Source organism: Rhizobium subbaraonis (genome assembly GCF_900220975.1).
GTDB lineage: Bacteria > Pseudomonadota > Alphaproteobacteria > Rhizobiales > Rhizobiaceae > Mycoplana > Mycoplana subbaraonis.
Window position 1 is genome coordinate 118,773 of the sequence record NZ_OBQD01000012.1, and the last position, 26,152, is coordinate 144,924.

Here is a 26,152-nt window from a genome sequence, read left to right on the forward strand (position 1 = left end):
CCATCCATGTCAGGTGCGTGTCTTTAAACACGAATCTGCGACAGGAGAGTGACACCGGAGCCTTGCGACCTTAGGGGCACGCCGCCTCGCGGGCAAGCAAAACCAAGGCGCAACCGGAAGGCACAGCGCTACCTCTGCCGCGCCGCGGCCAGACGCGAGACCTCGGCCAGGAGCGCGGGCGGTTCAGCAGGCTTGGCCAGTACGGCAGCGGCGCCGCAGGCCAGCAATTCCTGATGCAAGCCCTGACGGCGATCGGCCGTCAGCACGATCACCGGGGGCCAGCCCGTTCCGGCGGCGAGACGGCGCACGACCTCGCGCCCCTCGCCTCCCGGCATGCCGAGATCGGTGATGATGACGTCCACGCTCTGGGCGCCTGCTGACGTCGCCTGCAGCAAAGCAGGAAAGTCCTCGACCACCTGAACCTCGAAACCCGCCTTCGACAACATGGACCGCACCAGCATGGCGTTGATCGGATCGTCTTCGGCAAGCAGCACCCGCGCCGCAGGCGCAGTGATCTCCTCCTCCTGCGGCGGCTCCTTGAGGATCGGACGGTTGTCGTTGATGGCGTCGCGGACCTCGATGCCTTTCATGCGCCCGCGCAGCACCTCGACAAGCGAACGTTCCCGCAAGGGGCGGATCAGCCAGGCGTCATAGCCTTCGCAGTTGCCGATGGCCCGGCCGGTCCGCTCTTCCGGATTGACCAGATAGACGCGCCGGACCTGCGGATCGGCAAAGGGCGAAAGATGGGCGAGCTCGCGCCGGAACTCGCCCGAAAGCCGGTTGTCGACGATGATGTCCGTCAGCGGGAATGCGATCGTGCTCTGGGTGAATTCGAGCGCATCCTTGAGGACCGACATGTGACGGCAGGCGCCGCCCAGCGTCTCGATGGTGCGCTTCAGCGCATTCGAGGCCGGCCCGTCAGGCGCATAGAGGAAGACGGTCGAACCGCGCAGCGGCCCCGCCCGGCGGCTCGTCGGCGCCAGCGTCAGCGCCGCCGGCATGCGGATGGTGAAGGTCGAGCCGCGCCCGACTTCGCTCGACAGCGTCAGCGCCCCACCCGCCTCGCGCAGGATCCGCGCGGAAATCGCAAGACCCAGCCCGGTTCCGCCGCGGCGCTGTGCGGCCCCGCCGGCCTGCTCGAATGCCTCGAAGACGCGCGCCTGCTCTTCCGCGGTCATGCCCGGACCGCTGTCTTTCACCTGGATCACGATCTGTTCGCCCTCGATCCCGGTCTCCAGATAGACGCCGCCGCTGGAGGTGAATTTCACGGCATTGCCAATCACGTTATAGAGCACCTGCCGCAGGCGCGGGCCGTCGAACAGCATGACCGACGGGACCTCGACTGAAACGAACGAGCCGATTTCGATGCCCTTCTCATGGGCGCGCGGAGAGAGCATTTCCACGACGCTCTCCAGAAGCGGCCGCACCGGTTCCTCGCAGGGCCGCAGCTGGAAGCGCCCGGCCTCGATGCTGGAGAAATCGAGAAGATCGTCGACGAGCTGCACCAGCGCGTGGCCGGACTGCCGTATGCCGGCGAGATAGTTCTTCTGTTCGGCGGTCAGCCGCGTCTGGCCGATCAGATGTGACATGCCGAGAATGCCAGACAAGGGGGTGCGGATCTCGTGGCTGACAGTGGCCAGCAGGCGCGACTTTGTCTCGTTGGCCATCTCGGCGCGGCGGCGTGCGATCTCGCGCTCGTTCTCCGCCCTGCGTTCCTCGGTCACGTCGCGGGCGATGCTGTGGATCACGAGATCGCCCGTCGCCGGATCGCGAATGGTGATGTCGTGCCAAGCATAGATGCGCATGCCACCAGGCGTCGTGATTTCCACGTCGTAGTGATAGGGCAGCGTCTGAGAACGGAAATCGAGACCGAGCTCGCTGCAGGACAGTCCGGTCGGATCGACGATGCCGACCAGATCACTGAGGACTGCATTGGCGCGAATGATCCGTCCGTCGAGCGAACGCACCATGACGATGTCGCGCAGGATGTCGTGGATCGCTGCCGTGACGGCGGCGGTCTCCTTCTCCTCCCAATTGCGATCGTGGTGGCGCTCGGCGTGGTTCAAAACACGGTGCTCGGCCCGAAACCTTCCCCGCCATAGCAGGATCGAGGCTGCGAAGCCGGCGGCCGCCAGGCCGCTGCCGGCCACGTAGAACTCCTGCAGAATGCCGGAGACGAGGACCAGGCAGGCCGAGATCAAAGTCAGGCCCGCCACGAGTCCGGACGCGAAATGCTGATCGAAGGGCGTGGGTGCGTCTGCCGCAGCCGCGGACGAACGCGGGCTGTCCACTGCAACGCCACTTATCCGGCGCGCATCCCCTTCGTGTCTAGGCCCCTCAGCGAATTCCGCCCGGAGCCGGTCCTGTAGCTTGGCTGGTTCGCTCATGCGTGCGCAATAGCACGCCAAGCGTTCAGATCCGCTTCAGCAAACCAGTCACATTTTAACGATCGGGCGCGCTCTTGCGCTGGCGCGTCAGGAGCAGCTCGTCAAAAAGGATGCAGCCTGCTCCGAGCGTGATGAACGTATCGGCCAGGTTGAACACGGCAAACGACCACGTCTCGGTGTAGAACAGGATGTAGTCGATGACATAGCCGAACAGCAGGCGATCGATGAGATTGCCGATGGCGCCTGCGATGATCAGCGCGTAGCCGGCATGGGCAAGGCCGCGTTCCTTGGGCGTCTGCCGCCAGAGCCAGCTGACGAACGCGACGACGACGAGCCGCAGGCCGACGATGAACCAGTCCTCCATGCCCGACAGCATCGAGAAGGCGACGCCGAAGTTGTAGGTGCGGTAAAGCGCCAGCATCGGTACGACGTGGACCGCCTGCTCCATCGGCAGCCATGCCTCGACCATCAGCTTGACCACCTGGTCGAGCGCGATCGCAAGCACAATGAAGACGACCACCGGGACGGGCCTCGAAAACAGCGGGACGCGATCGGTCATTCGGATGCTTCCAGAGACAGGAGATGGCGCCGCGCCTCGAACAGCATGATGCCGGTGGCGATCGCCAGGTTCAGGGAATCGGCACGACCTGCCTGGGGAATGCGGGCGAGCGCATCCGCCTCCCGCGCCAGCTCGTCGGGAATGCCCGCCTGCTCGTTGCCCATCAGCAGAACCACGGGCTTTTTGGCATAATCGATGGTCCGATAGTCGACAGCGCCGGCGAGGTGGGTCGCCACGACCTGGACGCCGGCATCCTTCTTCCAGCGCAGAAAATCAGCAAGCGAGGTCTTCGTCACGGGCACGGCAAAGACCGATCCCATCGTCGCCCGCACGGTCTCCAGCGAGAACGGGTCGGTCGTGTCGCCGACGAGGATGACGCCGGAGGCTCCGGCCGCATCGGCGGTCCGGATGATCGTGCCGAGATTGCCGGGATCACGAACGCGATCCAGCGCCACATAGGTTTCGCCCCTGCCGGGGCGCAGTTCCTTCAGCGGCCGGTAGCGCTGTTCGAACACGCCTATCACCATCTGCGGATTGTCGCGCCGGGTGATCGCCGACATGACCTTCTCGCTGACCTCAAGGACAAGGCCGCCCTTGGCGAAAGTGCGGGCGGCGACCTGTTCCACCTGGGACTTGCCCTTGGCCGCCTTGGCATAGACGAGCGTGCGGATCGTCCAGCCGAGTTCGAGCGCGTCGATGACGAGCTTCAGCCCTTCGGCGATGAAGGTCCTGGTCTCGTCGCGCGTCTTCTTCTGCGCAAGCGCCTTGATGTCCTTGACGATCGGATTTGCGAGGCTGGTCACTTCCTTGACCTGGCCAACGCGATGGGGCCCCTTTTCGCGGCCCTTTCCATCATCGTGTTCGCGGTGCTCACTCATGCGGACGTCCATCGGCTGAAGAGGGATGTGGATAGGGCGCGGCCGCGAACGCTTCCGTCGAGGCCGCCTTCGCGGATGACAAGCTCGCCGGATTCGACCAGCCCTCCGCGGCCGCGCATCGTCTCGCGCACCAGCTCGTGGATCGAATAGAAGCTCGCCCTGATCGAATAGGCCGTCAGCACAAGGGCAGACTCTTTTGGCGCGAGAATCTCGCGGCAGATGTCCAGCATCAGCGGGAGCCCCTCGAAGAGCTGCCACACCTCGCCGTTCGGTCCGCGACCGAACTTCGGCGGATCCGCCAGGATGATGTCGTAGCGGCTCCCGCGACGCTCCTCGCGCAGGATGAACTTCATGGCGTCCTCGCAGATCCAGCGGATCGGCAGTTTTTCTGCGCGGCCGAGCGCCTGGTTCTCGCGTGCCCAGCCGATCGCTTTCTTCGAGGCGTCCACATGGGTAACTTCGGCGCCGGCGCGGGCGGCGACAAGCGATGCGACGCCGGTGTAGCCGAACAGATTCAGCACCTTCAGCGGCCGGCCGGCCGCCTCGATCCGCGCCTTCATCCAGCTCCAGTGCGCAAGCTGCTCGGGGAACACGCCGACGTGGCGGAAGGCGGTGAAGCGGCCGTGGAAGTCGGTATCCAGAAGCCGCATCGGCCAGGTCTCGCCGAGTGCCGCGCCCGGAAAGCGCCAGCGCCCCATGCCGTCCTCGTCAGTGTCTCCGGTAAAGACGGCATCGGCATTGTCCCAGACCTGCGCCGGCAGACTACGTGGCCATAGCGCCTGCGCTTCCGGCCGCACGATGCGGTAGGGGCCGTACTGTTCAAGCTTCTCGCCGGTACCGCTGTCGATCAGGCGATAGTCGTTCGTGCCGGCCGTTTCGAGGATGACCGGGACCCGCTCGGCCGGCTTTTCGCCGGTGTGCGCGGCGATCTTGCGCAGCGGCTCGGCCGGCTGCGGCTCCACCTTGACCGGTCGCGGCTGCATCTCGCGGGATACGGCGGCCTTCGAGGCTGGACCAGAGGAGCGGGAAGCGCCTGCGTGCGTTGCGCCGGCCTTCGGTTCGGAGCGAGACTGGCCCTTGAAAGACTGGCCTTTGGGGTCTTTGGGAGCCTGGCCCTTCGGAGACTGGCCCTCGCGAGACTGGCCCTCGCGAGACTGGCCGGTGCGCGGCGCCGATGCGCGCGAGCGTTCGCCAGGCCGTGCCGGCCCTGTCGCGGCGGGTCCCTTCTTCTGCCGGCGGTTCTTGTCCTTCACGTCGCGGTCCGGTTTCTTGATCTCAAGGAAGCGGACGAAGATCCGCACGAAAGCGAGACCAAATAGCACCCCTGCCCTACTTGGCAAAGCGGTTTCCGATCTGCGATAAATCCTTTGCGCAGTCGAGGAGGAGGGACGCCATGGACATGACAGGTGAGGAGCGAATAGCCGCACCGCGGGAGGCCGTATGGGCCGCGCTGAACGACCCGGAGACCTTGAAGGCCTGCATTCCGGGCTGCCAGTCACTGACGATGAAGTCGCCCACCGAGCTCGAAGCCACGGTGAAGATCAAGGTCGGCCCCGTCTCCGCCACCTTCAACGGCGAAGTGACCCTGTCCAACCTCAACCCGCCGGAAAGCTACACGATCGCGGGTGAAGGCAAGGGCGGGATCGCCGGTTTTGCCAGGGGCGGCGCGGACGTCACGCTGACCGAGGAGGGAAGTGAAACGCTGCTGTCCTACACCGTGCGCGCCGAGATCGGCGGCAAGCTGGCCCAGCTCGGCGCACGCCTGATCGATTCCACTTCGAAGAAACTTGCCTCGCAGTTTTTCGCCGATCTGACACAACGGCTCAACGGCGGGCATAACGCCTGAGGTCTACAGGTTTTTCCCGCACTTCGCCTGTGTCGACAGCCTGCCCCCAACCTCATTCCCAGCGCTCCGGGGATAGCCCTCGCCCTAACCCTTTCCCCGCACGCGGGGAGAGGGATAAGGAACGGTGAGGCTCACACCCTTGCCCCCGCCTGGCAGGCGGATGAGGGGCAAAAGCGCATTGCAGCGCCCGTCCAGCCCCACGCAGATCCCGGCCCTATTTCGGCGCCGACAGCAGCGACTGAGCGGCGAGCGTTTCGGCGCGCGCCTTCTGCTTGTCGGCTTCCGTCTGCCACTTGACGGCTTCGGTCGCCTCGACGCGGGCGCGCTTGCGGTACTTGTGCTGGCTGACCCAGGTGGCGACGGCGCCGAGGATCATGCCGAGGATCAGCGAGAGAAACAGGAAGACGAAGAACGGCGCCGTCATCGACAGCAGCGTGTCCTCGGGCCGGAACGGGTTCAACGCCATACGCACCGGCTGGCGATTTGCCACCGACAGCACGATCAGGATGATGCCGATCGGCACGAGCACGACGAGATTGACGATTTTCTTCAGCATGGCCGCCTCACGCGATGGATTGGCTCTGGAGCAATTCCAAGAGCGCACGCGGGGTGCTGCGTCTGGAACCGCAAAAATAGCGGGAACGGCACGGCCGCCGAATCAGATCGGCGGCCTTACTGCCGGTCGGCGACCGTGCGTCAGTCGGCGTCGCCGTCATCGAGATGGTCGGGGTTCAGCCGCTCGCGCAGCTCCTTGCCGGTCTTGAAAAAGGGCACCCACTTTTCCTCGACGAAGACACTGTCGCCCGTGCGCGGATTGCGCCCGGAACGCGACGGCCGGTTCTTGACGGAAAAGGCGCCGAAGCCGCGCAGTTCCACCCGGTTTCCGGCAGCAAGAGCATCGGAAATCTCGTCCAGCACGGCATTGACGATATTCTCGACGTCACGATGATAAAGATGCGGATTACGAGCGGCGACGATCTGTACCAATTCAGACTTGATCACTGTTGCCCCCTCAAAACTCTTGTCTTTTCAATCACGTCCAACCTGCCAAACCGAAACAAGACCGTCAAGGAACAACTTTTCGCCGCCCAGCTTCTTGAGAGCGTCCGTACTGCCGGTACCGAGGTCGAAGATGCCCTTCAAAAGGTCCGCGGAATCGATGCCGATGCCAAACAGACTGGTGCGGCGCGGGGGCTCATAGTCGACGACCGGCAAGGTGCGCGCCACATCGCGCGTTTCCAGATAGTCGCGGATCTCCGGGTCACCGCCAAGCGCATCGACAAGCTTGACCTGAAGCGCCTGGCGACCGGTGTAGATGCTGCCGTCGGCAAGCTTGAGCACGTCTTCGCGCGGCAACTTGCGACGGTCGGCGACGAGATCGACAAACCAGGCAAAGCTGTCCTCCACCATGCGCCGGACCATCGCCTTGGCGTCTTCGCTGGGAGGATGGAAGGGCGAGGGCTCGGCCTTGAGCGGCGCCGACTTGATCTCGTCGAGCGACACACCAACCTTGTCCATCAGGTCCTTGACCTGCGGGTATTGGAAGATAACGCCGATAGAGCCGGTGATCGAGCTCTCGCCGGCGACGATCCGGTCACCTGCGGCTGCGACCATGTAGCCGGCAGAGGCGGCAAGGGTGCGCACGTCGGAGACGACCGGCTTCTTCTCCGCAACCCGGCGCAGCGCCTTGAAGATCGTCTCGCCGCCGTAGGTCGTGCCGCCCGGCGACGTGATGGAGACGACGAGCGCCTTGGCGTGTTCGTTCCGGGCGATGCGGTCCAGACGCTCCAGAAGTTCACGGTCGTCCTGGATGATTCCGCTGATGGAGACGCGGGCGACGTGATTCTGGCCGGAAGCCGCCGGATAGCTGGATGCTATCGCTGCAAAGGCGGCGATGGCGGCGATAAGTACTGCGGCAACACGCCAGAAGGTCAGTTTCCGGCGCAGTTGGCGGCGGTCGGCTATGGCAGACTGGTCCATCGCGAGGTTCCCGTGCGGTCATTCAGCGTGGCGAACGGCATCAAGGCCATTTGCCAAGTGCCTCATCGATATGGCATTACCCGGGCAAATGGCAAATCATCTATACCAAAATTTGGACATCCATTGTTTGTTCAGGAATAATCGCCATATGGGGCGCGTTAATGTGGTGCAGGGAACAGGCGGCTGAGCCGGCGCGGGCCCGCAGGCCCGAGAACTTCGAACAAGGTACATGCTGACAACAGTCGCAGACATGCATGCCGAACCGAATGCCCGGTCGACGGAAGCCTACCGTCTGGCGGCGCGGCATTCCGCGCGCGTGCGCTTCCTTAAGATCGCCCTTCCAATCGCCGGCCTGCTGATCGCGGCCATCTTCGCGATCGTGTCCATCATCAGCACCTACATACCCGATCAGCTCGACGTCGAGAGCGCCACGATCGAGGACGGCAAGGTGGTGATGAAGAACCCCGCAATCGCCGGCCGAAACCGCGACGGTATCAGCTATTCGATGAAGGCCGACCGGGCGCTGCAGGACATGAAGAATCCGGACATCATCCAGTTGGAGAACATCCGGGCACAGATGCCGGTCAACGAAACGATGATCGCGCAGGTCGACGCAGTCACCGGCATCTACGATCGCGGCCGCAACATACTCGACATGACCGCACCCTTCACCATCCGCCTCAATACCGGGCTGGAGGCGGCCTTCCGCGACGCCCATCTCGACATCAACGCCGGCCGCATGGCCACCCAGCAGCCCGTGACCATCCAATCGAAGGAAGCTTCGATTGTTGCGCAGTCGCTGCGAATGACAGATAAAGGGCGGACGGTCGTCTTCGAGGGAGACGTCGTCGTGAATGTCGATCCCGCCGCCATCCGCAACCGAGAGAAGTAGGGCCACGATGTCCGCATTTTCTGAACCCGCGCAAAGACATGCCATTCTCCCGCTTCTCGCCGCCGGCTTTCTGCTGGTTGCCACAGGGGCGGGAGCGCAGGAAACGAAGAGCCAGCTGAAGGGGCTTCAGCTGTCCAACGACCAGCCAATCCAGATTCAGAGCGACAAGCTGGAAATCCAGCAGCAGTCGAACACCGCCCAGTTCACTGGCAACGTCAAGGTCGTCCAGGGGACGACGACCCTGCAGGCCGGCAATATGGTCGTGCACTACAGCGCCGAGGGCGGCGGCTCGATCTCGAGCGGCGACGCCAACATCGAGAAAATCGACGTTTCCGAAAAGGTGTTCCTCCAGTCCGGAACGCAGGAAGCGACCGCCGACACCGGCACGTTCAACCTCGTAGACGAAGTTTTTGTCCTCAAGGGTGACAAGGTCGTGCTTTCGGAAGGCAAGAACGTCTTCGTGGGATGCCAGCTGACCGTGCTGATGCGCACCGGTGAGGCCAAGCTCGACGCCTGCGGCGGCCGGGTGATGATCCAGCTCGACCCCAAGTCCCGCAAAACCACGAACTGACGACGCCCGTGTCCCTCGTTTCCATATCCCGCATGTCGCGCCGCGTGAAGAAGGCCGAACCGGTCATCAAGCGGACCGCCGACACGTCCCGCTACGAGGGCACGCTGATCGCCCGCAACCTTACGAAGACCTATGGCGGCCGGCGCGTCGTCAATGGCGTGTCGCTCGTCGTGCGCAGGGGCGAAGCGGTCGGCCTGCTGGGGCCCAACGGCGCCGGCAAGACCACATGTTTCTACATGATCACCGGGCTCGTGCCGGTGGACGAGGGCACGATCGAGCTGAACGGCAACGACGTGACGACGATGCCGATGTATCGCCGCGCCCGCCTCGGCGTCGGTTACCTGCCGCAGGAGGCGTCTATCTTCCGCGGCCTGACGGTGGAGCAGAATATCCGCGCCGTGCTCGAAGTGCACGACCGCGACAAGGCGCGCCGGGAGCGCAAGCTCGATAGCCTGCTTGCCGAATTTTCGATCTCGCACCTGCGGAAATCGGCGGCGATCGCGCTGTCCGGCGGCGAGCGCCGACGTCTGGAAATCGCCCGCGCACTTGCTACCGATCCAACCTTCATGCTGCTCGACGAACCGTTTGCCGGCGTCGATCCGATCTCGGTTGCCGACATCCAGGCGCTGGTGCGCCACCTGACGTCGCGCGGGATCGGCGTGCTGATCACCGACCATAACGTGCGCGAGACGCTGGGCCTGATCGACCGCGCCTATATCATCCATGCGGGCGAGGTCCTCACCCATGGCCGCGCTAACGACATCGTCGCCAATCCCGACGTCCGTCGCCTCTATCTTGGCGACAATTTCAGCCTCTAGGCCCAAAAGCTCACATTGCTGATTTTGGACCCGCCACTCAAATTTCAGGGGTGGCGGGCAACTAAATTGCGCGAAAGCGCGGCCGCAATCACGAAAAATTCAAAATTCCAGCACCGTGCGGGCAATGAAATTCACCTTATCGCCCAACGGCTGCTTGACCAAACCGGATAAAAAAGCAATTTTTGGGCCAGCTTGAAATTCAGGGCGAAGATTTCGGTCTTGCCGCTTGGAAATCCGGCATTGGCGCACCTGTCCGAGACGGGGGTTTTGGGGCGGCGGCCAGGATGTATGCTGCACCACACGTCCGAAAAGGACGTTCCGAGGAGGCAGTAGAACAACAATCTGCGCATCTTCCGCTCGGGAAAATCAACCTCGATTTCCGGAGGGTGCATGTTTTTGTGTGCGGCGTCCTTAAGCGTCTGTCGACGTTGAAGTTGCGCCAGGGAGTTTAAGCGTCCGCATGGCACTCGCAGCCAGCCTTCTTCTGCGGCAGAGCCAGTCTCTGGTCATGACGCCGCAACTGATGCAGTCGATCCAACTGCTGCAGATGACGCATCTCGAATTGACGCAGTTCATCGAGAGCGAGGTCGAGCGCAATCCGCTTCTCGAGCTCACCGCAGGCGACGACGGAGCGCGCGGCGACGAGGCAGCGGCCTCGGACAATGACTATTATTCCGTCAATGAAGAGCGGTCCGGCCACGATGACGGTGCGGTCGACGGCGCCTATGCGAGCGATCTCTACGATACCGCGACGGCCGGCCGGGCCGAGGCCATTTCCGACACGCTCGACGCGAGCCTCGACAACGTCTTCCCCGACGATGCAGGGCCGCGCGCGGCCGATGCGCCGGAACTTCTCGGGCAGTGGAAGTCGATGCCCGGCGCCGCCGACGGCGAGGGTTACGATCTCGACGACTTCGTCGCCGGCCAGACCAGCCTGCGCGATTATCTGGGCGAACAGGTGCCCTTCACGCTCGCCTCGCCAGTCGACCGCCTCATCGCAAGCCACCTGATCGACCTGCTGGACGAGGCCGGATATCTGACGGCCAATATCGCCGAGACGGCCTTGAAGCTCGGCAAGCCACTTGCCGAGGTCGAGCGGGTGCTCGATGCGCTGCAGCAGCTCGACCCGCCGGGCGTGTTCGCCCGCTCGCTGGCCGAGTGCCTGGCGATCCAGCTGCGTGCGCGAAACCGCTTCGATCCCGCGATGGCCGCACTGGTCGGCAACCTGGAACTCCTGGCACGGCGCGACTTCGCGACGCTGAAGCGACTGTGCGGCGTCGACGAGGAGGACCTCATCGACATGCTGGCGGAGATTCGCAAGCTGGACCCGAAGCCAGGCACCCGTTTCCAGCCCGGCGTCTCCGAGTCGGTCGTGCCCGATATCATCGTCCGTGCTGCTCCGGATGGCAGCTGGCACGTCGAGCTCAACCAGGAGACCCTGCCGCGCGTGCTTGTGAACAACGAATACTACGCCTCCGTATCGCGGCGCACGGAGCGGGCCAGCGAAGACCATGCCTTTCTCAACGAATGCCTGCAGAACGCGAACTGGCTGACACGGAGCCTGGACCAGCGCGCCAAGACCATCATGAAGGTCGCAACCGAAATCGTACGCCAGCAGGACGCCTTCCTGATGCACGGCGTCGATCACCTCAGGCCGCTGAACCTGAAGACGGTCGCCGATGCGATCAAGATGCACGAATCCACCGTCAGCCGTGTGACGTCGAACAAGTACATGCTGACGCCGCGCGGCCTGTTCGAGCTGAAGTATTTCTTCACCGTATCGATCGGCTCTTCGGGCGGCGGCGAATCGCATTCCGCCGAATCGGTGCGCCACCGCATCCGCACGATGATCGCCCAGGAAGCGCCCGACGGCGTGCTCTCCGACGACGACATCGTCGATATCCTGAAAAAAGGCGGCGTCGACATTGCCCGGCGCACGGTGGCGAAGTACCGCGAGGCGATGAATATCCCCTCCTCCGTCCAGAGACGGCGGGAAAAGCGCGCGTTGGCGAAGGCTTCCGGCTTTTAGACTTTCGACCCAAATCGCTCGCCAGGAGCGCAACTTCACGCAATCGTGCACGCGACCTGAACCGGGCGTGACGATCCTCTTTAAGCCCGGCTGCTCACAGCATTTTCCGCCTCACGCGGCGGGGCGCCGCGGCACTCTGCGACGGCCCGGCATGCCAGGGTTGGATCGATTTTTCGCCTGCGTCGTTATACCTGCCGACGAAAACGTGACGCGTGTCCTGCACCCGGCGCTGTTGACTCTCGGTAAAGGAACGGATAGATGCCCGCCCCAATTCCGAAGCGAAGACAGGCCGGTCCCAGAACCCCCGTTTTCCACGGTACGGCAGGCGAAAGGGTGTTGCTCGCGTGAAGTGCTTGGATGACGGGTCCGGTTGGAATAGACTGTGACACGCAAATCACAATGAGAGAGGAAACTCCATGAGTGTGCGTGTATCCGGCAAACATATGGAAATCGGTGAAACCTTCCGACTGCGAATTGAAGAGCAGATCGGATCGGCGGTTACCAAGTATTTCGATGGAGGATATTCGAGCCAGGTCACCGTGGAAAAGTCCGGTTCGCGATTTAGCGCCGACTGCAAGGTTCACCTCGATACCGGGGCGGCCCTGCAGGCCAACGGTGAGGCGAACGATCCGATTGTCGCTTTCGATGCGGCTTCCGATCGGATCGAAAAACGCCTCCGCCGCTACAAGCGCAAACTTAAGGATCATCATAACGGGAATGGTCATGACGCCTATGCGGAAGTGGCCTACACGGTGATGGACGCCGTCCCCGAAGATTCGGACGAACTCCCGGCCGACTATGCGCCGACCATCGTTGCGGAAAGCACGAAGACGCTCAAGACGATGTCTGTCGCCAGTGCCGTGATGGCACTCGACATGACGGATGAACCGGTTCTTCTCTTTCGTAGTGTCGGCCAGGAACAGCTCAATATCGTCTACAGGCGAAACGACGGAAATATTGGCTGGATAGATGCAGCCAGTATCAAAAGCTAAGGTGGCAGGGGAAAGCGCCCGGGGCTGGGCGCTTTCCGCTTCATTCCTTTCACTGCGGCTCACGAGGACAAAAGAATGGCATTGGCAGGTTTGCTGCAGCAGAGCGCAATTATCCCGGCTATGAAGGCCAATTCGAAGAAGCAGCTACTTCAGGAACTGGCAATAAAAGCGGCGAAATTAACCGGACTTCCGGAGCGCGAGATATTCGACGTCATCCTCCAACGCGAGCGTCTCGGCTCGACGGGGGTCGGCAACGGTATCGCCATCCCGCATGGGAAGCTCAAGGAACTGGACCAGATCACCGGTCTTTTTGCCCGTCTTGAAACACCTGTGGACTTCGAGGCCCTGGACGACCAGCCGGTCGATCTCGTTTTCCTGCTGCTGGCGCCCGAAGGAGCGGGTGCCGATCATCTCAAGGCCTTGTCGCGCATCGCCCGCGTGCTGCGCGATCCCGCCATGGTGGCAAAGCTCAGGACCTCGGATTCGGCGACGGCGATCTATGCCTGCCTGAACGAGGAACAGGCGTCCAACGCCGCCTGACGCGGCTCGGGCCGACGTGCCGGCACAAGGGAACGCCCGTGGCGTTTGTCCCTGTCTGACGCTATTGTGCATCCGCCTCTGCCCTCACCCTGCCGCCTGCCTTGCGGCGGCTGCGTGTAAGGAAACAGCAAAAACCGGCAGCCTTGTGGCGAGCCGGTTTTTTCATGCACGATGGCGGGCTTCGTTCCAGACAGACGAGATGACCTCCGGTCAGCGCGTCAGTTAGCGGTGACGAAAAAGCCCGGCAAGCGTGTGGCTGCCGGGCTTTTTGAATGCCGATAGAGCGTGCCTTAGCCTTGCTCGGGCTTGTCCGCTGCGGCGGCGGCCTTCGGGCCACCCTTGGACACGCCGACCATTGCCGGACGCAGCACACGATCGCCGATCTTGTAGCCGTCCTGGACGACCTGGAGAACGGTCGCATTCGGCACCTCGGTGTTGGGCACCTCGAACATCGCCTGATGGAAGTTCGGATCGAACTTCTCGCCAATCGGCTCCAGCTTGCGGACGCCGTGACGCTCGAGTGCAGAAAGCATGGAGCGCTCGGTCATCTCGACACCCTCGATCAGCGCCATGAGGCCGGCATCGGCCGCCTCGCGCGCCTCGGCCGGAATGGCATCCAGGCCGCGGCGCAAGTTGTCGGAAACGGCCAGCATGTCGCGGGCAAAGCCGGCGATCGCATAAGACTTCGCATCCTTCACGTCGCGCTCGGTACGCCGGCGCAGATTGTCCATCTCGGCCGCCAGGCGCAGATACCTGTCGCGAAGGTCGGCATTTTCCGCCTTCAGGAGTTCGACGGGATCGGCCGCGCCTTCGGCGCCCTGTTCCGTCTGGCTGGTTTCGGGCGACACAGCGGCGCTTTCGGCCTCGTCATTCGGGGCCTCGGGGGCGTGCTTGCTCGTATCGTCGGTCATCGGTTTCTCCGGCTTGAGAAATCACACATGTCGCGGAGCGCTCCCGCCCTGCGGCCATGCATGGGTTGATGGGTCAAAGCGACCTGCCGCTACCTCTCGGCTGGGCGGCGCTCACGTGTTCCCGCAAGGTCCGTGCCGCCCAACGGCGCCCGGGCAAATGACGGGAGTTGAGGCGGATATCGAGCTTCGCACCGAAAAAATCAAGGCTCATTGGAAAACTCATCCGCCGGTCGGCGGCGCATCAGCGCGAAAGCTGGGACATCAACTGTGCAGTATAGTCCACCATCGGCACGATCCGCGAATAATTCAGCCGCGTCGGGCCAATCACCCCGACAGCACCGACGATGCGCTCGTCGCTGTCGCGATAGGGCGCGACGATCAGCGACGAGCCCGAAAGCGAAAACAGCTTGTTTTCCGAGCCGATGAAGATGCGGACGCCCGGCCCGCTTTCGGCGAGGTTCAGGAGCTGGATCAGGCTGTCCTTCTTTTCCAGGTCGTCGAACAGCATCCGAAGCCGATCGACGTCCTCGGCACCGGCAAGCCCCTCCAGCAGGTTTGCGCGGCCGCGAACGATCAACCGGGTGGGCTTGGTTTCCTCCTCATCGCCGCCGGACCACACCGCAAGGCCGCGCTCGACGAGATCCTGCGACAGCGCGTCCAGCTCGCCGCGCACCTGCTGGCGCAGCCTTTCGAGCTTGGTGCGCGCCTCGAATATCGTGTTGCCCGCCAGATGGGCGTTCAGGAAGTTCGCCGCCTCGGTCAACTGCGAGTTGGTCGTTCCCGCTGGCAGCTCGATGATGCGGTTCTCCACCTGGTCATGGTCGCCGACGAGCACGACCAGCGCCTTGGTCGGTTCCAGCCGGATGAACTCCACGTGCTTGAGCACCGTATCGTTCTTCGCCGTGATGACGATGCCGGCGCCGCGCGACATGCCCGACAGCATGCGGCTCGCCTCGGCCATCATCGTCTCGACGCTCTGGCCGTGGCTGGGACGATGGACATGCCGGTCGATCGACGCCCGATCCTCCTCGGAGACCTTGCCGACCTGCATGAAGGCATCGACGAAAAAGCGTAGGCCCAGTTGCGTCGGCAGACGGCCGGCGCTGACATGCGGAGAATAGATCAGGCCAAGCGCCTCGAGGTCGCTCATGACGTTGCGAACCGAAGCCGGCGACAGCGACATCGGCAGGATGCGGGAGAGATTGCGCGAGCCGAGCGGCTCGCCGTGCTCCAGATAGCTCTCGACGATCCGGCGGAAAATCTCGCCGGCGCGCTCGTCCAGCGCCGCATATACGTCCGTGTCCGCGGGAGTCCTCAGTACCATGCCGATCGAACAAACCTTCTCATTGACCTCAATATAGGGGCTGCCCACCGTGCCGCACAAGCACATTCGCCTGCAAGCGCGGTGGAAGAGCGCCCGCGAAATCGATTTCGATTCTCGGTCTTATGCGCTAGAAGCACCGCAGACCTCAAAGATGAACAACGGAGTACGCGATGCGGCCGTCAGGCAGAAAGACCGACCAGATGCGCAAGGTCACCTTCGAGCGCAATTTTTCCAAGCATGCGGAGGGTTCCTGTCTGGTAAAATTTGGCGACACGCATGTGCTGTGCACCGCAAGCCTTGAGGAAAAGACGCCGCCGTGGCTGCGCAACAGCGGCAAAGGCTGGGTAACGGCCGAGTACGGCATGCTGCCGCGCGCCACCGGCGAGCGCATGAGGCGCGAGGCGGCAGCCGGCAAGCAGGGCGGGCGCACCCAGGAGATCCAGCGCCTGATCGGCCGGTCGCTGCGCGCAATCGTCGATCTGACCGCGCTCGGCGAGCGCCAGATCACCATCGACTGCGACGTCATCCAGGCGGACGGCGGCACACGCACGGCATCGATCACCGGCGCCTGGATCGCCCTGCACGACTGCCTGAAATGGATGGAGACGCGCAGCATGATCAAGGTCGACAAGGTGCTGAAGGACCATATCGCCGCCATCTCCTGCGGCATCTTTGCCGACCAGGCGGTGATCGACCTCGACTACCTCGAGGATTCGGCTGCCGAAACCGATGCAAACTTCGTCATCACCGGCTCGGGCGGCATCGTCGAGATCCAAGGCACGGCCGAGGGCAAGCCCTTCACGGAAGAAGAGTTCGCCAGCCTGATGGGTCTTGCCAAGACCGGCATCGCCGAGCTTGTCGAGATGCAGAAGCAGGCAGTCGCCTGAGAGGCCGGCCCCAGTTCCTCTTCGCGAGGGCAGAAGCGCTGAGGCGGTGAGGGTCCAGAGGATTGCGGCGCATGCGGAGCGCATCTCTCTTGCCTTGACCCTGCGGCATCTTGCCCCCACCCGGGGGTGAGATGCCGCAGGGCCGCGGAACTTCTCCCTTGCCCCTCACCTGCCCTTCGGGCACCCTTTCCCTTGGAGGCAGAGAGGCGCCGGCGGCACCTCTCAGCCTCCCCGGAAAGACGCGAGGCGGGAGAAACATAGATGGCCGATCCGGACAACCTCCTCGCCGGCATCCTCGAGACCGCGCTCTACGCAGAGAACCTCGACGCGGCCGAAGCCTTCTATGGCGGCCTGCTTGGCCTTGAGAAAATCACGCGACAGGCGAACCGCCATGTCTTCTTCCGCTGCGGGCCCGGCGTCCTTCTGATCTTCAATCCGAAGGAGACCGTGGTGCCGCCGCCCCCGCAGGCTTTTCCCGTGCCCGTGCACGGAATGACGGGACAAGGCCATGTCTGTTTTCGCGCATCGGCCACGGCGCTTGATTTCTGGGTGGAAAAGCTGAAAGAAGCAGATGTCGCCATCGAGGCGGATTTCCGCTGGCCGAATGGCGCCCGCTCCATCTATTTCCGTGATCCCGCCGGAAACAGCCTCGAATGCGCCGAACCCGGCCTCTGGGGCCTCAACCCTGGCGACCCGACCTGACAGGAACAGACATGCGCAAGCTCGATACCCGTACGATCGTCGTGGCCAGCCACAATGCCGGCAAGATCCGCGAAATCCGCGATCTGATCGGCCCGCTCGGTTTCGAGGCCAGGTCGGCCGCCGACCTGAACTTCGTCGAACCGGACGAGACGGGCACGACATTCGAGGAGAACGCGGCTATCAAGGCGCTGGCGTCGGCCAAGGCTGCCGGCATGCCTGCCCTCTCGGACGATTCGGGAATCGTCATCGATGCGCTCGGCGGCGCACCCGGCGTCTACACCGCCAACTGGGCAGAAAAGGAAGACGGCAGCCGCGACTTCGCCATGGCGATGGAGAAAGTCGAAAACGCGCTGGGCGAGAAAGGGGCTACGGCACCGGCCGATCGCACCGCCCGCTTCGTATCCGTCCTCTGCCTTGCCTGGCCGGACGGGCATACCGAGATGTTCCGCGGCGAGATCGACGGTACCGTCGTCTGGCCGCCGCGTGGCAGCCAGGGCTTCGGCTATGATCCGATCTTCCAGCCGGAAGGCCACACGGTCACGTTTGGCGAGATGAGTGCTGAGGAAAAGCACGGCTGGAAGCCCGGCGAGGCCCAGGCGTTGTCGCACCGCGCCCGCGCCTTCAAGCGTTTCGTCGAAACCTGCCTGGAAGCGTAGAGCAGCAGATGACGGCGGTCACCCCTTTCGCACCGAGACAGCCGATTGCGGACGATCCGCTGGACCCCGGCTTCGGCGTCTATGTGCACTGGCCGTTCTGTGCCGCCAAATGCCCCTATTGCGACTTCAACAGTCATGTCCGCCATCAGCCGGTCGACCAGGACCGGTTCGTCTCCGCCTTCCTGAAGGAGATGGAGACGATGCGGCGGCTGACCGGCCCGCGCACGGTCACAAGCGTCTTCATGGGCGGCGGCACACCTTCCCTGATGCGACCGTCGACGGTCGACGCGATCCTGTCGGGGATCGCGCGCCAGTGGCATATGCCCGACGGTATCGAGATCACCATGGAGGCCAACCCCTCCAGCGTCGAGGCCGAGCGCTTCCGCGGCTATCGCGGGGCCGGTGTCAACCGCGTCTCGCTCGGCGTCCAGGCCCTGAACGACCGCGATCTGAAATTCCTCGGCCGGCTGCACGACGTCGAAGACGCGCTGAAGGCGATCGGTCTGGCGCGCGAGATCTTCCCGCGCATGTCCTTCGACCTGATCTATGCCCGGCCGAACCAGACGGTGGCAGAATGGGATGCCGAGCTGAAGCAGGCTGTATCCTATGCCGTCGACCACCTCTCCCTCTACCAGCTGACGATCGAGGAGGGGACGCCGTTCTACGGGCTGCACAAGGCCGGCAAACTGATCGTTCCCGACGGCGAACAGTCGGCCGTCCTCTACGAGGCGACGCAGGAGATCACGGCGCGCGAGGGCATGCCCGCCTACGAGGTGTCCAACCATGCCCGCCCCGGCGCCGAAAGCCGGCACAACCTCACCTACTGGCGCTACGGCGACTATGTCGGCATCGGCCCCGGTGCCCATGGCCGGTTGTCGACCGGTGGAGCCAAGATAGCGACGGCCACCGAGCGCCATCCGGAGACCTGGCTCTCGCTCGTGGAGGAAAATGCGCACGGCATGGTGGATCAGGCGGTGCTGGAGTTGTCGGAACAGGCCGACGAACTGCTCCTGATGGGGCTGCGCCTCACCGAGGGGGTGGATCTCGCCCGCTGGCAGGCGCTTTCGGGCCATGACCCCGATCCGGCGCGCGAGCAATTCCTCATCGACCACGGCTTCCTCGAGCGCCTCGGCAATTCCCGCCTGCGCTGCACGCCCGCCGGCATGCTGATCCTCGACGCCGTTGTGGCGGATCTCGCCTGCTGAGGCCGAGATCGTTCCAGCAAGCAGCAACGCTCACACCAGCCTGAAACAGACGCTGCCTTCGACCACCGGCCCCATGTGCCGGCCGGTCGTGACGGCGATGTTTCTCGCGACCGGATTGAACCGGCTCTTCAGGAGGGGGTAGCCGCCGACCCCGATGCCCTCCTGCTGTCCACACCTGAAAGGCGGCCGCGATTGTGATCGACAGACAGGCATGACGGTCTCCCTGACCGAAGCCGACGCGTGCTGCCTTCGCCCCGGCGAACCACCCGAGAAAGCCGGATTCGCAAGCTTCGGCCGCATCCATAGCCAGCTCAGCAACCGCACAAAAAAAGAGCCCGGGGCCTCGCGCTCCCGGGCTCAAGGGCCGCACCCCCAGGCGCGTATGCCAGCTATTCGTTGATCAGGCGCTTCAAAAGCTCAATCTCGTGGCTGAGCTTTGTATCGGAGGCGACCAGATCCTCGATCTTGCGCACGGCGTGCAACACGGTGGTATGGTCGCGTCCGCCGAACCGACGCCCGATCTCCGGGAAGGAGCGCGGCGTCAGGGTTTTGGACAGATACATGGCGATCTGGCGCGGCATGACGACAACGCGCGTGCGGCGGCTGGAGACCAGTTCCTGGCGCGAGACGTTGTAGTGCTTTGCGACGACGCGCTGGATATCCTCGATACGTACGCGGCGGGGTTCGCCGGCACCCACGAGATGGGCGAGCAGCTCGTCAACCCGTTCCACCGTCAGCTGCGGCTCGAAGGTACGCCGGAACAGCAGCTGATTGAAGGCGCCCTCCAGTTCGCGACCGCTGGCGGTGATGTTGCGCGCGACGTGACTGAGGATCTCCGCGGGAATGTCGAGCGAGCCGTCCTCCTGCTTGGCAACCTCGAGGCGACGCTGCAGGATCTCGAGACGCATTTCGTAGTCCGGTCCTTCCATCTCGATCGCCACGCCGCCCTGAAGACGGGAGCGGACGCGCGGATCGAGCGATTCCAGCTCCCAGGGCGCGCGGTCTGCAGCGACCACGACTTGCTTGGCGGAATCGAGCAGCATGTTGAGCAGATGGCAGAACTCGTTCTGGATCGAGTTACCCTGCAGAAACTGCATGTCGTCGATGACGAGCAGATCGATGTTGCGCAGCGTCTCCTTCAGCGACAGCGCATCGTTGTCGCGGATGGCCGTGGCAAACCGCCACATGAAGTATTCGGCCGTCAGATAGACCACGCGCGGGCTGCGCGCGCTGGAAAGGGCTGCATTGGCGATTGCCTGCAGCAGGTGCGTCTTGCCTAGGCCGACGCTGGAATGGATGAACAGCGGATTGAAACGCACCGCACCGGCACCCGCCTCCGCGATCGTCTTGGCCGCGGCAAGCGCCACACGGTTGGACGAGCCCTCGACGAAGCTGTCGAAGGTATAGCGCGCGTCGAGCGGCGAACCGAAGAGCGGCGTCTGCGCCGGCTGACGCAGCGGCGCCGGCGGCGTCAGACCGCTGACGGCCTGTGCGATCGGCTGCGGACCCGTCGAGCGGCGGGCCTGGGCGACCGGGGCCGCATCGGCGATCGCCGCCGTTTCCTCGACGCCCACGGGCCGGGCGCCGCGGGTCGCCGTACGAACCAGGATTTCAACCTTCAGGATCTCTGGCTCTTCCTGCTGGAACAGCGAGGTGATGAGCTCGAGGTAGCGGTTGTTGATCCAGGATTTCAGGAAGGTCGTCGGCACTGAGAGCCGGACGACGGTCTTGGAATAGGAATGGAGCTTGAGCCGGCCGAACCAGCTCGCAAAGACGTCCTGGCCGACCTGCGCCTTGAGGCGCGTGCTGACCCGTTCAAAGAGGGCGTCATGCTTGGTCTCGGATTTGTCCCCTGGCTTCTCACTGCTTGCCGGGACTGCCTTGAGTACGCTTTCCCCATTCGCATATGCACCGACAGACGTGGCCGTGTTTGCTTGCATTTTGCCGCCTTTCAAGTTCATTCGACGCACCGGCACGTCATGCCGGGCCCATGTTCATTCGTCCCAGGCCGCATCACCGGAGCCATCGGCGATACGATCTCGGCCTTGCCGGTCGCACGCCCCACTCCGAACGCGACCAGCACAACGGGCCATCTGCCGGAACCTGCCTTTCGACCGCTCCAACTTCCTGCCGCCCGGACAACGCGAACTCCTCGTACAGATCGCGCGACCGTCTTCTGCCTTTCACTTCCTCTCCGATTTCCTTCGGCGCCGTCCTCGCGGCCTCCGCAGGATGCAGTCGAACAACGGCGAAAGTTTCACCGCTCCGGCCCTTGCCTTGCGGCGGCCAGTCGACTGCTTCGGATTTCAGATGAAACGGAGCTATGCGCTCCGCACAGGGCCGAAACTCTTTCCCACCGGCCCGTAAGGCTGATGTTCGGTGTCTCGTATGCACTTATGTGTGCGCCCCCTGTGGAAGGCATTTAGGCAGGATCACCCGGTAAGATCAATGGCGAATTTTACACGAGATTAAGACGCAGCCGTTGACTCACACTGTGCAATTTGCCTCGGAAATGGGGGACTGCGGAAGAATCCGTTATGAATCAATGGCTTTGTTTTTGGGGTCGTTTCAACGCGCGCGCGAATCGAGAAAAATAATAATTTTCTTGACTCCAAGGGCGCCCCAATTGCTCCCAGCGATGGCGACAACTCCGCGGCCATCCTTTTATAAATAACTGATTTTAAATGATTTTTCCTGTCATGCCTTTGACATGGGCGCAGCTTTGCACGTTAACCATAGCGGCGACAAAAAGGCAAAGAAAAAGCCCGGCGCAACCGCCGGGCTCCATCAAAATTGCATAGCTCGTGCCGTCAAATCAGGCAGAGAGCGTCTTTACGCGATGAGCGAGTCGCGAAACCTTGCGGGACGCGGTGTTGGCGTGAAGAACGCCCTTGGTCGCAGCGCGCATCAGTTCGGGCTGTGCGGCCTTGAGGGCTGCAGCCGCTGCTGCGGCGTCGCCTGCTGCCAGCGCCTCTTCGACCTTGCGAACGAAGGTACGAACGCGCGAACGGCGAGCCTTGTTGATATCGGTGCGGCGAGCGATCTTGCGGGTCGCCTTTTTCGCCGAAGTGGTATTGGCCATGGATGCCTCTCTTCAGAAACCGGACGCGAACTCCGCCTTCGCCGTGCCGGGTCACTGCGACCTGTCATCTGAGCAATTCGGGAGCAATCTCGGAAAACCTTGGAAGCGGCTTTCCAAACTGTGGGGCGGCGTATAGCGGGAATTGGCCGGCCCGTCAACGCGCAAATTGAAGAAATCGGGACGCGAAATGCGCCGAACCGATTCAAAATGCGGCACTTGAGCCACCCTGCCCCGGGCGGCGCCTCCAGGCCAAGGAGCTATAGCCAGATAGCCGTGCCTGATGTCGGCCTTGCCGCATCATCTACTTCTGGCACACGGTGCAGTGGAAGGTCGAACGGCCAGACTGGACAAGACGGCCGATCGTGCCGGCGCAGCCCGGCGTGCGGCATGCCCCGCCTTCGCGGTCGTAGACGGAAAAGGAATGCTGGAAATAGCCGAGCGAGCCATCTGCTCGGATGTGATCGCGCAGTGTCGAGCCGCCCGCCTCGATCGCTTCGGCGATCACCGTGCGGATCGCCTCCGTCAGCAACACGAGTTCCTTTCTTGGCTTTCCCGCCGCTGTCACGAGACTGCCTGCCGCCCGCTCCGGCGAGAGATGCGAGCGCCATAAGGCCTCGCATACATAGATGTTGCCGAGGCCGGCAATCGTCTTCTGGTCCAGCAGGGCGGCCTTCAACGGCTGGCTTCGGCCACGGAATCGCGCGCCGAGATAGGCGGGATCGAGAGCGTTGCCAGTAGGCTCGATGCCGAGTTCGCGAAGATAGGGATGCTCGGCAAGGCTTTCGCGGCGGGCAAGGTCCATGAAGCCGAAGCGGCGCGGGTCATTATAGACGACGCGGCACGCACCGTTCGGGGTCTGAAGATGCAGCACCACGTGGTCGTGCCGCTCGTCCTTTCCCCGCGGCATATGGAAGTCACCGGGCGCGACCTCTTCCCCCGCCCCCACAACCCGGAACGAGCCGGACATGCCAAGGTGGGCGATGACGACGTCACCGCCGTCCAGATCGATCAGCAGGTACTTTGCGCGCCGACCGAGTGCGACGACGCGCTTGCCCGAAAGCGCCTCTGCGAAACGGGCGGGAAAGGGGAAGCGCAGGTCCGGGCGGCGCAATTCGGCGCGGTCGATCACAGCACCCTCCATCACCGGCGCCAGTCCGCGCCTGACCGTTTCCACCTCCGGCAATTCCGGCATCACAAACTCCTGATGCTGTTTCACGCGTGCGATTTAACCCTGCGGCGGATTTGCCGCGGGCTGGCAATTCCCTATTGCCCATCTTTATCCTATATACCAGCGCGACGATGCCGCAGGTCGGGGCGGGATGCCGCTACGGGTTCTGTGCTGCAATCGCGGCGCGAAAGGGGCGGCACGCGCCCCAACGCGCAAAAGCAGGAGAAACGATGATGAGCGATCGGGACCGCACCTCGGCCAATGGCGGCATGGAAACCTCCTACGGCTTCCGGAAGGTGGCCGAGGGCGAAAAGCAGGCGCTCGTCAACGACGTCTTCCACAAGGTGGCCAAGCGCTACGACATCATGAACGACATCATGTCTGCCGGCCTGCACCGGGCCTGGAAGGATGCGATGATTGCAGCCCTCAACCCGCGCAAGGACGCCGCCTACCGCACGCTGGACGTTGCCGGCGGCACCGGAGACATCGCGTTCCGCATCGTCGAGGCGTCGAACCGGCTGGCGCACGCCACCGTACTCGACATCAACGGCTCGATGCTGGCCGTCGGCGCCGACCGGGCCGCGAAGAAAGGGCTTTCCGCCAATCTCGACTTCGTCGAGGCCAATGCCGAGGAACTGCCGTTCGAGAACAACACCTTCGACGCCTATACGATCGCCTTCGGCATCCGTAACGTGCCCCGCATCGACGTGGCGCTGTCGGAAGCCTACCGGGTGCTGAAGCGCGGCGGCAGGCTGCTCGTGCTGGAGTTCTCGGAGGTTGAGATGCCGCTGCTGGATCGGTTCTACGACGCCTGGTCGTTCAAGGCGATCCCGCAGTTCGGCAAGATGGTCACCGGCGAGGCCGAGCCTTACCAGTACCTGGTCGAATCGATTCGCAAGTTTCCCAACCAGGCCGATTTCGCCGAGATGATCCGCACGGCCGGATTTTCCCGCGTCAGCTTTACCAACTATACCGGTGGCATCGCGGCACTGCATTCCGGCTGGAAGCTCTGACGCATGCAGGCTTGCTTCAATACCGCGATCGTGTGCCAGCGCGCCCTGCGTGATGCTGCGGCCGTTGGCATGAGATCGTCCGCTCTCACTGGCGCCCCGCACGCCCGCGGTGCACGTGCATGAGCAGCCCCGCTGCCTATCTCCGGCTTGCCCGCGTCGGATGGGTCCTTGTGCGCGAGGGCGTCGTCACCGAACTGCCGCTGCAGGATCTGCCGGCCTCCGCGCGCTTTCTCGCCCGCGTCGCCGGGCTTTTCGCCCGGAGGCGCAAGCCCGACGAAGGCCGGAGCGCCCGCCTCGCCCATGCGATCGAGCGGCTCGGCCCGTCCTACGTGAAAATGGGTCAGTTTCTCGCCACCCGGCCCGATGTCGTGGGGGTGGCGATCGCCGACGATCTTTCCTCCCTGCAGGACCGCATGGCAACCTTCACGATGGCTGCGGCGAAGGTGACCGTCGAGGGCTCGCTGGGGCGTTCGATCGGCGACCTCTATGTAAGCTTTGGCGAACCTATCGCCGCCGCCTCCATCGCCCAAGTGCATCCCGCCGTCGTCCGCGACAAGGATGGCGAGCGCCGCGTCGCCGTCAAGGTGATCCGCCCTGGCGTGCGCCAGCGCTTCGTCCATGACCTCCAGGCCATGTATGCCGCCTCGCACCTGCAGGAGCGATTGCTGCCGCATACGCGCCGGCTGAAACCGGTGGAAGTGACGCGCACGCTGGAGCAGACCACCAAGGTGGAGATGGACCTGCGGCTGGAGGCCGCCGCCCTCTCCGAACTCGGGGAGAATACGGCGAACGACCCAGGCTTCCGCGTGCCAAAGGTCGACTGGGAGCGCACCGGCCGTGACGTCGTCACCATGGAGTGGATCGACGGCGTGAAGATGTCGGACATCGAGGGCCTGCGTGCGGCAGGCCACGACCTGAACGCACTCGCCGACACGCTGATACAGTCGTTCCTGCGCCATACGCTGCGCGACGGCTTCTTCCATGCCGACATGCACCAGGGCAACCTGTTCGTCGATCCGCAGGGACACATCGTCGCCGTCGACATGGGCATTGTGGGCAGGCTGGGGCGCAAGGAGCGCCGCTTCCTCGCCGAAATACTCTTCGGCTTCATCACACGCGACTATGTGCGCGTGGCGAACGTCCACTTCGAGGCCGGCTACGTCCCCTCGCACCATGACGTCGCAAGCTTCGCCCAGGCGATCCGCGCCATCGGCGAGCCGATCCATGGCCAGCCGGCCGAGACGATCTCGATGGCGAAGCTCCTGACGCTCCTGTTCGAGGTGACGGAGTTGTTCGACATGGAGACACGCACCGAACTCGTCATGCTGCAGAAGACGATGGTCGTCGTGGAAGGGGTGGCGCGCACGCTGAACCCCCGCTTCAACATGTGGAAGGCGTCCGAACCCGTCGTCGGCGGCTGGATCCGCGACAATCTCGGGCCGAAGCGCATCCTCGCCGACCTGCGCGAGGGCGCACATGCGGCGCTCCGTCTTGCCGAGGCCGCACCGGAGATCGCCGCCAAGGCGGAAAAGCTCTCGCTCGATCTTGCGACGATGGCGGACAAGGGGTTCCGGTTCGACGAGGCCACCGCAGAGGCGATCGGCAGGTCCGAGGCGCGGCACGGCCGATCCGGCCGCGTGGCACTTTGGATAATCGCGGCGGCGTTGACCTACATCGCCTGGTCGTTAGGTTAGTAAAAACTTACGCTTTTT

At 63.6% G+C, this 26,152-nt stretch carries 25 protein-coding genes; 13 read left to right on the forward strand and 12 right to left on the reverse strand.

The window, feature by feature from the left end; all coding sequences use genetic code 11:
• Positions 1–128: 128 nt before the first annotated feature.
• The 4 genes from CRO48_RS19040 to CRO48_RS19055 are packed head-to-tail and all read right to left on the reverse strand — an operon-like array spanning position 129 to position 5,077.
• The gene (locus CRO48_RS19040; RefSeq protein WP_097141454.1) at positions 129–2,387 is read right to left on the reverse strand and encodes a hybrid sensor histidine kinase/response regulator; all 2,259 of its coding nucleotides are present in this window, start codon (positions 2,385–2,387) and stop codon (positions 129–131) included.
• A 55-nt stretch (positions 2,388–2,442) separates the two neighbouring features.
• Positions 2,443–2,946, reverse strand: a complete 504-nt coding sequence (lspA, locus tag CRO48_RS19045; protein WP_097141455.1) for a signal peptidase II — start codon at positions 2,944–2,946, stop codon at positions 2,443–2,445.
• The gene (locus CRO48_RS19050; protein WP_097141456.1) at positions 2,943–3,824 is read right to left on the reverse strand and encodes a TrmH family RNA methyltransferase; all 882 of its coding nucleotides are present in this window, start codon (positions 3,822–3,824) and stop codon (positions 2,943–2,945) included. Before CRO48_RS19050 ends, lspA begins: the two co-directional genes overlap by 4 nt.
• The gene (locus tag CRO48_RS19055) at positions 3,821–5,077 is read right to left on the reverse strand and encodes a class I SAM-dependent methyltransferase (RefSeq protein ID WP_097141538.1); all 1,257 of its coding nucleotides are present in this window, start codon (positions 5,075–5,077) and stop codon (positions 3,821–3,823) included. Before CRO48_RS19055 ends, CRO48_RS19050 begins: the two co-directional genes overlap by 4 nt.
• Before the next feature lie 140 nt (positions 5,078–5,217).
• Here CRO48_RS19055 and CRO48_RS19060 point away from each other — a divergent pair, with 140 nt between their 5' ends.
• On the forward strand, positions 5,218–5,670 hold the full coding sequence (locus tag CRO48_RS19060; RefSeq protein ID WP_097141457.1) for an SRPBCC family protein: 453 nt from the start codon (positions 5,218–5,220) through the stop codon (positions 5,668–5,670).
• A 214-nt stretch (positions 5,671–5,884) separates the two neighbouring features.
• Here CRO48_RS19060 and CRO48_RS19065 read toward each other — a convergent pair whose 3' ends face one another.
• From CRO48_RS19065 to sppA, 3 genes are all read right to left on the reverse strand, one after another.
• Positions 5,885–6,226 carry a DUF1049 domain-containing protein gene (locus CRO48_RS19065; protein WP_097141458.1) on the reverse strand — a complete coding sequence of 114 codons (342 nt, stop codon included), beginning with the start codon at positions 6,224–6,226 and terminating at the stop codon, positions 5,885–5,887.
• A gap of 140 nt (positions 6,227–6,366) precedes the next feature.
• Positions 6,367–6,672 carry an integration host factor subunit beta gene (locus tag CRO48_RS19070; RefSeq protein WP_097141459.1) on the reverse strand — a complete coding sequence of 102 codons (306 nt, stop codon included), beginning with the start codon at positions 6,670–6,672 and terminating at the stop codon, positions 6,367–6,369.
• Between the two features lie 27 nt (positions 6,673–6,699).
• Positions 6,700–7,650 (reverse strand): signal peptide peptidase SppA, encoded by a 951-nt coding sequence (gene sppA / locus CRO48_RS19075; protein ID WP_097141460.1) that lies wholly within the window; start codon positions 7,648–7,650, stop codon positions 6,700–6,702.
• 229 nt (positions 7,651–7,879) lie between these two features.
• On the opposite strand from sppA, the gene lptC reads away from it, so the two are divergent.
• From lptC to ptsN, 6 genes are all read left to right on the forward strand, one after another.
• Positions 7,880–8,542 carry an LPS export ABC transporter periplasmic protein LptC gene (gene lptC / locus CRO48_RS19080; RefSeq protein ID WP_097141461.1) on the forward strand — a complete coding sequence of 221 codons (663 nt, stop codon included), beginning with the start codon at positions 7,880–7,882 and terminating at the stop codon, positions 8,540–8,542.
• Between the two features lie 7 nt (positions 8,543–8,549).
• Positions 8,550–9,113, forward strand: coding sequence for an LptA/OstA family protein (locus CRO48_RS19085; protein WP_097141462.1), 564 nt, complete (start codon positions 8,550–8,552; stop codon positions 9,111–9,113).
• A 32-nt stretch (positions 9,114–9,145) separates the two neighbouring features.
• Entirely contained in the window at positions 9,146–9,931 is a 786-nt protein-coding gene (gene lptB, locus CRO48_RS19090; protein WP_097141463.1) for an LPS export ABC transporter ATP-binding protein, read from the forward strand.
• 460 nt (positions 9,932–10,391) lie between these two features.
• A complete protein-coding gene (rpoN, locus tag CRO48_RS19095) occupies positions 10,392–11,960 on the forward strand; it encodes an RNA polymerase factor sigma-54 (protein ID WP_097141464.1) in 1,569 nt (522 codons plus the stop codon).
• A gap of 416 nt (positions 11,961–12,376) precedes the next feature.
• Positions 12,377–12,952: a ribosome hibernation-promoting factor, HPF/YfiA family gene (gene hpf, locus CRO48_RS19100; protein ID WP_097141465.1), complete on the forward strand. Its 576-nt coding sequence runs from the start codon at positions 12,377–12,379 to the stop codon at positions 12,950–12,952.
• Positions 12,953–13,027: 75 nt separating this feature from the next.
• Positions 13,028–13,492 carry a PTS IIA-like nitrogen regulatory protein PtsN gene (ptsN, locus tag CRO48_RS19105; protein ID WP_097141466.1) on the forward strand — a complete coding sequence of 155 codons (465 nt, stop codon included), beginning with the start codon at positions 13,028–13,030 and terminating at the stop codon, positions 13,490–13,492.
• A gap of 290 nt (positions 13,493–13,782) precedes the next feature.
• On the opposite strand, the gene grpE is transcribed toward ptsN, so the two are convergent.
• Positions 13,783–14,403: a nucleotide exchange factor GrpE gene (grpE, locus tag CRO48_RS19110; RefSeq protein ID WP_097141467.1), complete on the reverse strand. Its 621-nt coding sequence runs from the start codon at positions 14,401–14,403 to the stop codon at positions 13,783–13,785.
• Positions 14,404–14,644: 241 nt separating this feature from the next.
• Positions 14,645–15,727 carry a heat-inducible transcriptional repressor HrcA gene (gene hrcA, locus CRO48_RS19115; RefSeq protein ID WP_097141539.1) on the reverse strand — a complete coding sequence of 361 codons (1,083 nt, stop codon included), beginning with the start codon at positions 15,725–15,727 and terminating at the stop codon, positions 14,645–14,647.
• A gap of 170 nt (positions 15,728–15,897) precedes the next feature.
• On the opposite strand from hrcA, the gene rph reads away from it, so the two are divergent.
• The 4 genes from rph to hemW all read left to right on the forward strand — a co-directional run bounded on the left by rph (position 15,898) and on the right by hemW (position 19,177).
• Positions 15,898–16,614, forward strand: coding sequence for a ribonuclease PH (gene rph, locus CRO48_RS19120; RefSeq protein WP_097141468.1), 717 nt, complete (start codon positions 15,898–15,900; stop codon positions 16,612–16,614).
• A 261-nt stretch (positions 16,615–16,875) separates the two neighbouring features.
• Complete coding sequence (locus tag CRO48_RS19125) at positions 16,876–17,316, forward strand: VOC family protein (protein ID WP_097141469.1); 441 nt, start codon at positions 16,876–16,878, stop codon at positions 17,314–17,316.
• An 11-nt stretch (positions 17,317–17,327) separates the two neighbouring features.
• Complete coding sequence (gene rdgB / locus CRO48_RS19130; RefSeq protein ID WP_097141470.1) at positions 17,328–17,972, forward strand: RdgB/HAM1 family non-canonical purine NTP pyrophosphatase; 645 nt, start codon at positions 17,328–17,330, stop codon at positions 17,970–17,972.
• A gap of 8 nt (positions 17,973–17,980) precedes the next feature.
• Entirely contained in the window at positions 17,981–19,177 is a 1,197-nt protein-coding gene (gene hemW / locus CRO48_RS19135) for a radical SAM family heme chaperone HemW (RefSeq protein ID WP_097141471.1), read from the forward strand.
• Between the two features lie 389 nt (positions 19,178–19,566).
• Here the strand turns inward: hemW and dnaA are convergent, their stop codons facing one another.
• The 3 genes from dnaA to mutM form a co-directional block, all read right to left on the reverse strand.
• On the reverse strand, positions 19,567–21,117 hold the full coding sequence (dnaA, locus tag CRO48_RS19145) for a chromosomal replication initiator protein DnaA (RefSeq protein ID WP_097141540.1): 1,551 nt from the start codon (positions 21,115–21,117) through the stop codon (positions 19,567–19,569).
• Between the two features lie 875 nt (positions 21,118–21,992).
• On the reverse strand, positions 21,993–22,259 hold the full coding sequence (rpsT, locus tag CRO48_RS19150; RefSeq protein ID WP_097141473.1) for a 30S ribosomal protein S20: 267 nt from the start codon (positions 22,257–22,259) through the stop codon (positions 21,993–21,995).
• A gap of 301 nt (positions 22,260–22,560) precedes the next feature.
• Positions 22,561–23,451 carry a bifunctional DNA-formamidopyrimidine glycosylase/DNA-(apurinic or apyrimidinic site) lyase gene (gene mutM / locus CRO48_RS19155; protein ID WP_097141541.1) on the reverse strand — a complete coding sequence of 297 codons (891 nt, stop codon included), beginning with the start codon at positions 23,449–23,451 and terminating at the stop codon, positions 22,561–22,563.
• 209 nt (positions 23,452–23,660) lie between these two features.
• Here mutM and ubiE point away from each other — a divergent pair, with 209 nt between their 5' ends.
• Both ubiE and ubiB read left to right on the forward strand, forming a co-directional pair.
• Positions 23,661–24,440 (forward strand): bifunctional demethylmenaquinone methyltransferase/2-methoxy-6-polyprenyl-1,4-benzoquinol methylase UbiE, encoded by a 780-nt coding sequence (ubiE, locus tag CRO48_RS19160; protein WP_097141542.1) that lies wholly within the window; start codon positions 23,661–23,663, stop codon positions 24,438–24,440.
• Between the two features lie 119 nt (positions 24,441–24,559).
• A complete protein-coding gene (gene ubiB, locus CRO48_RS19165) occupies positions 24,560–26,134 on the forward strand; it encodes a 2-polyprenylphenol 6-hydroxylase (protein WP_097141474.1) in 1,575 nt (524 codons plus the stop codon).
• Positions 26,135–26,152 lie beyond the last annotated feature (18 nt).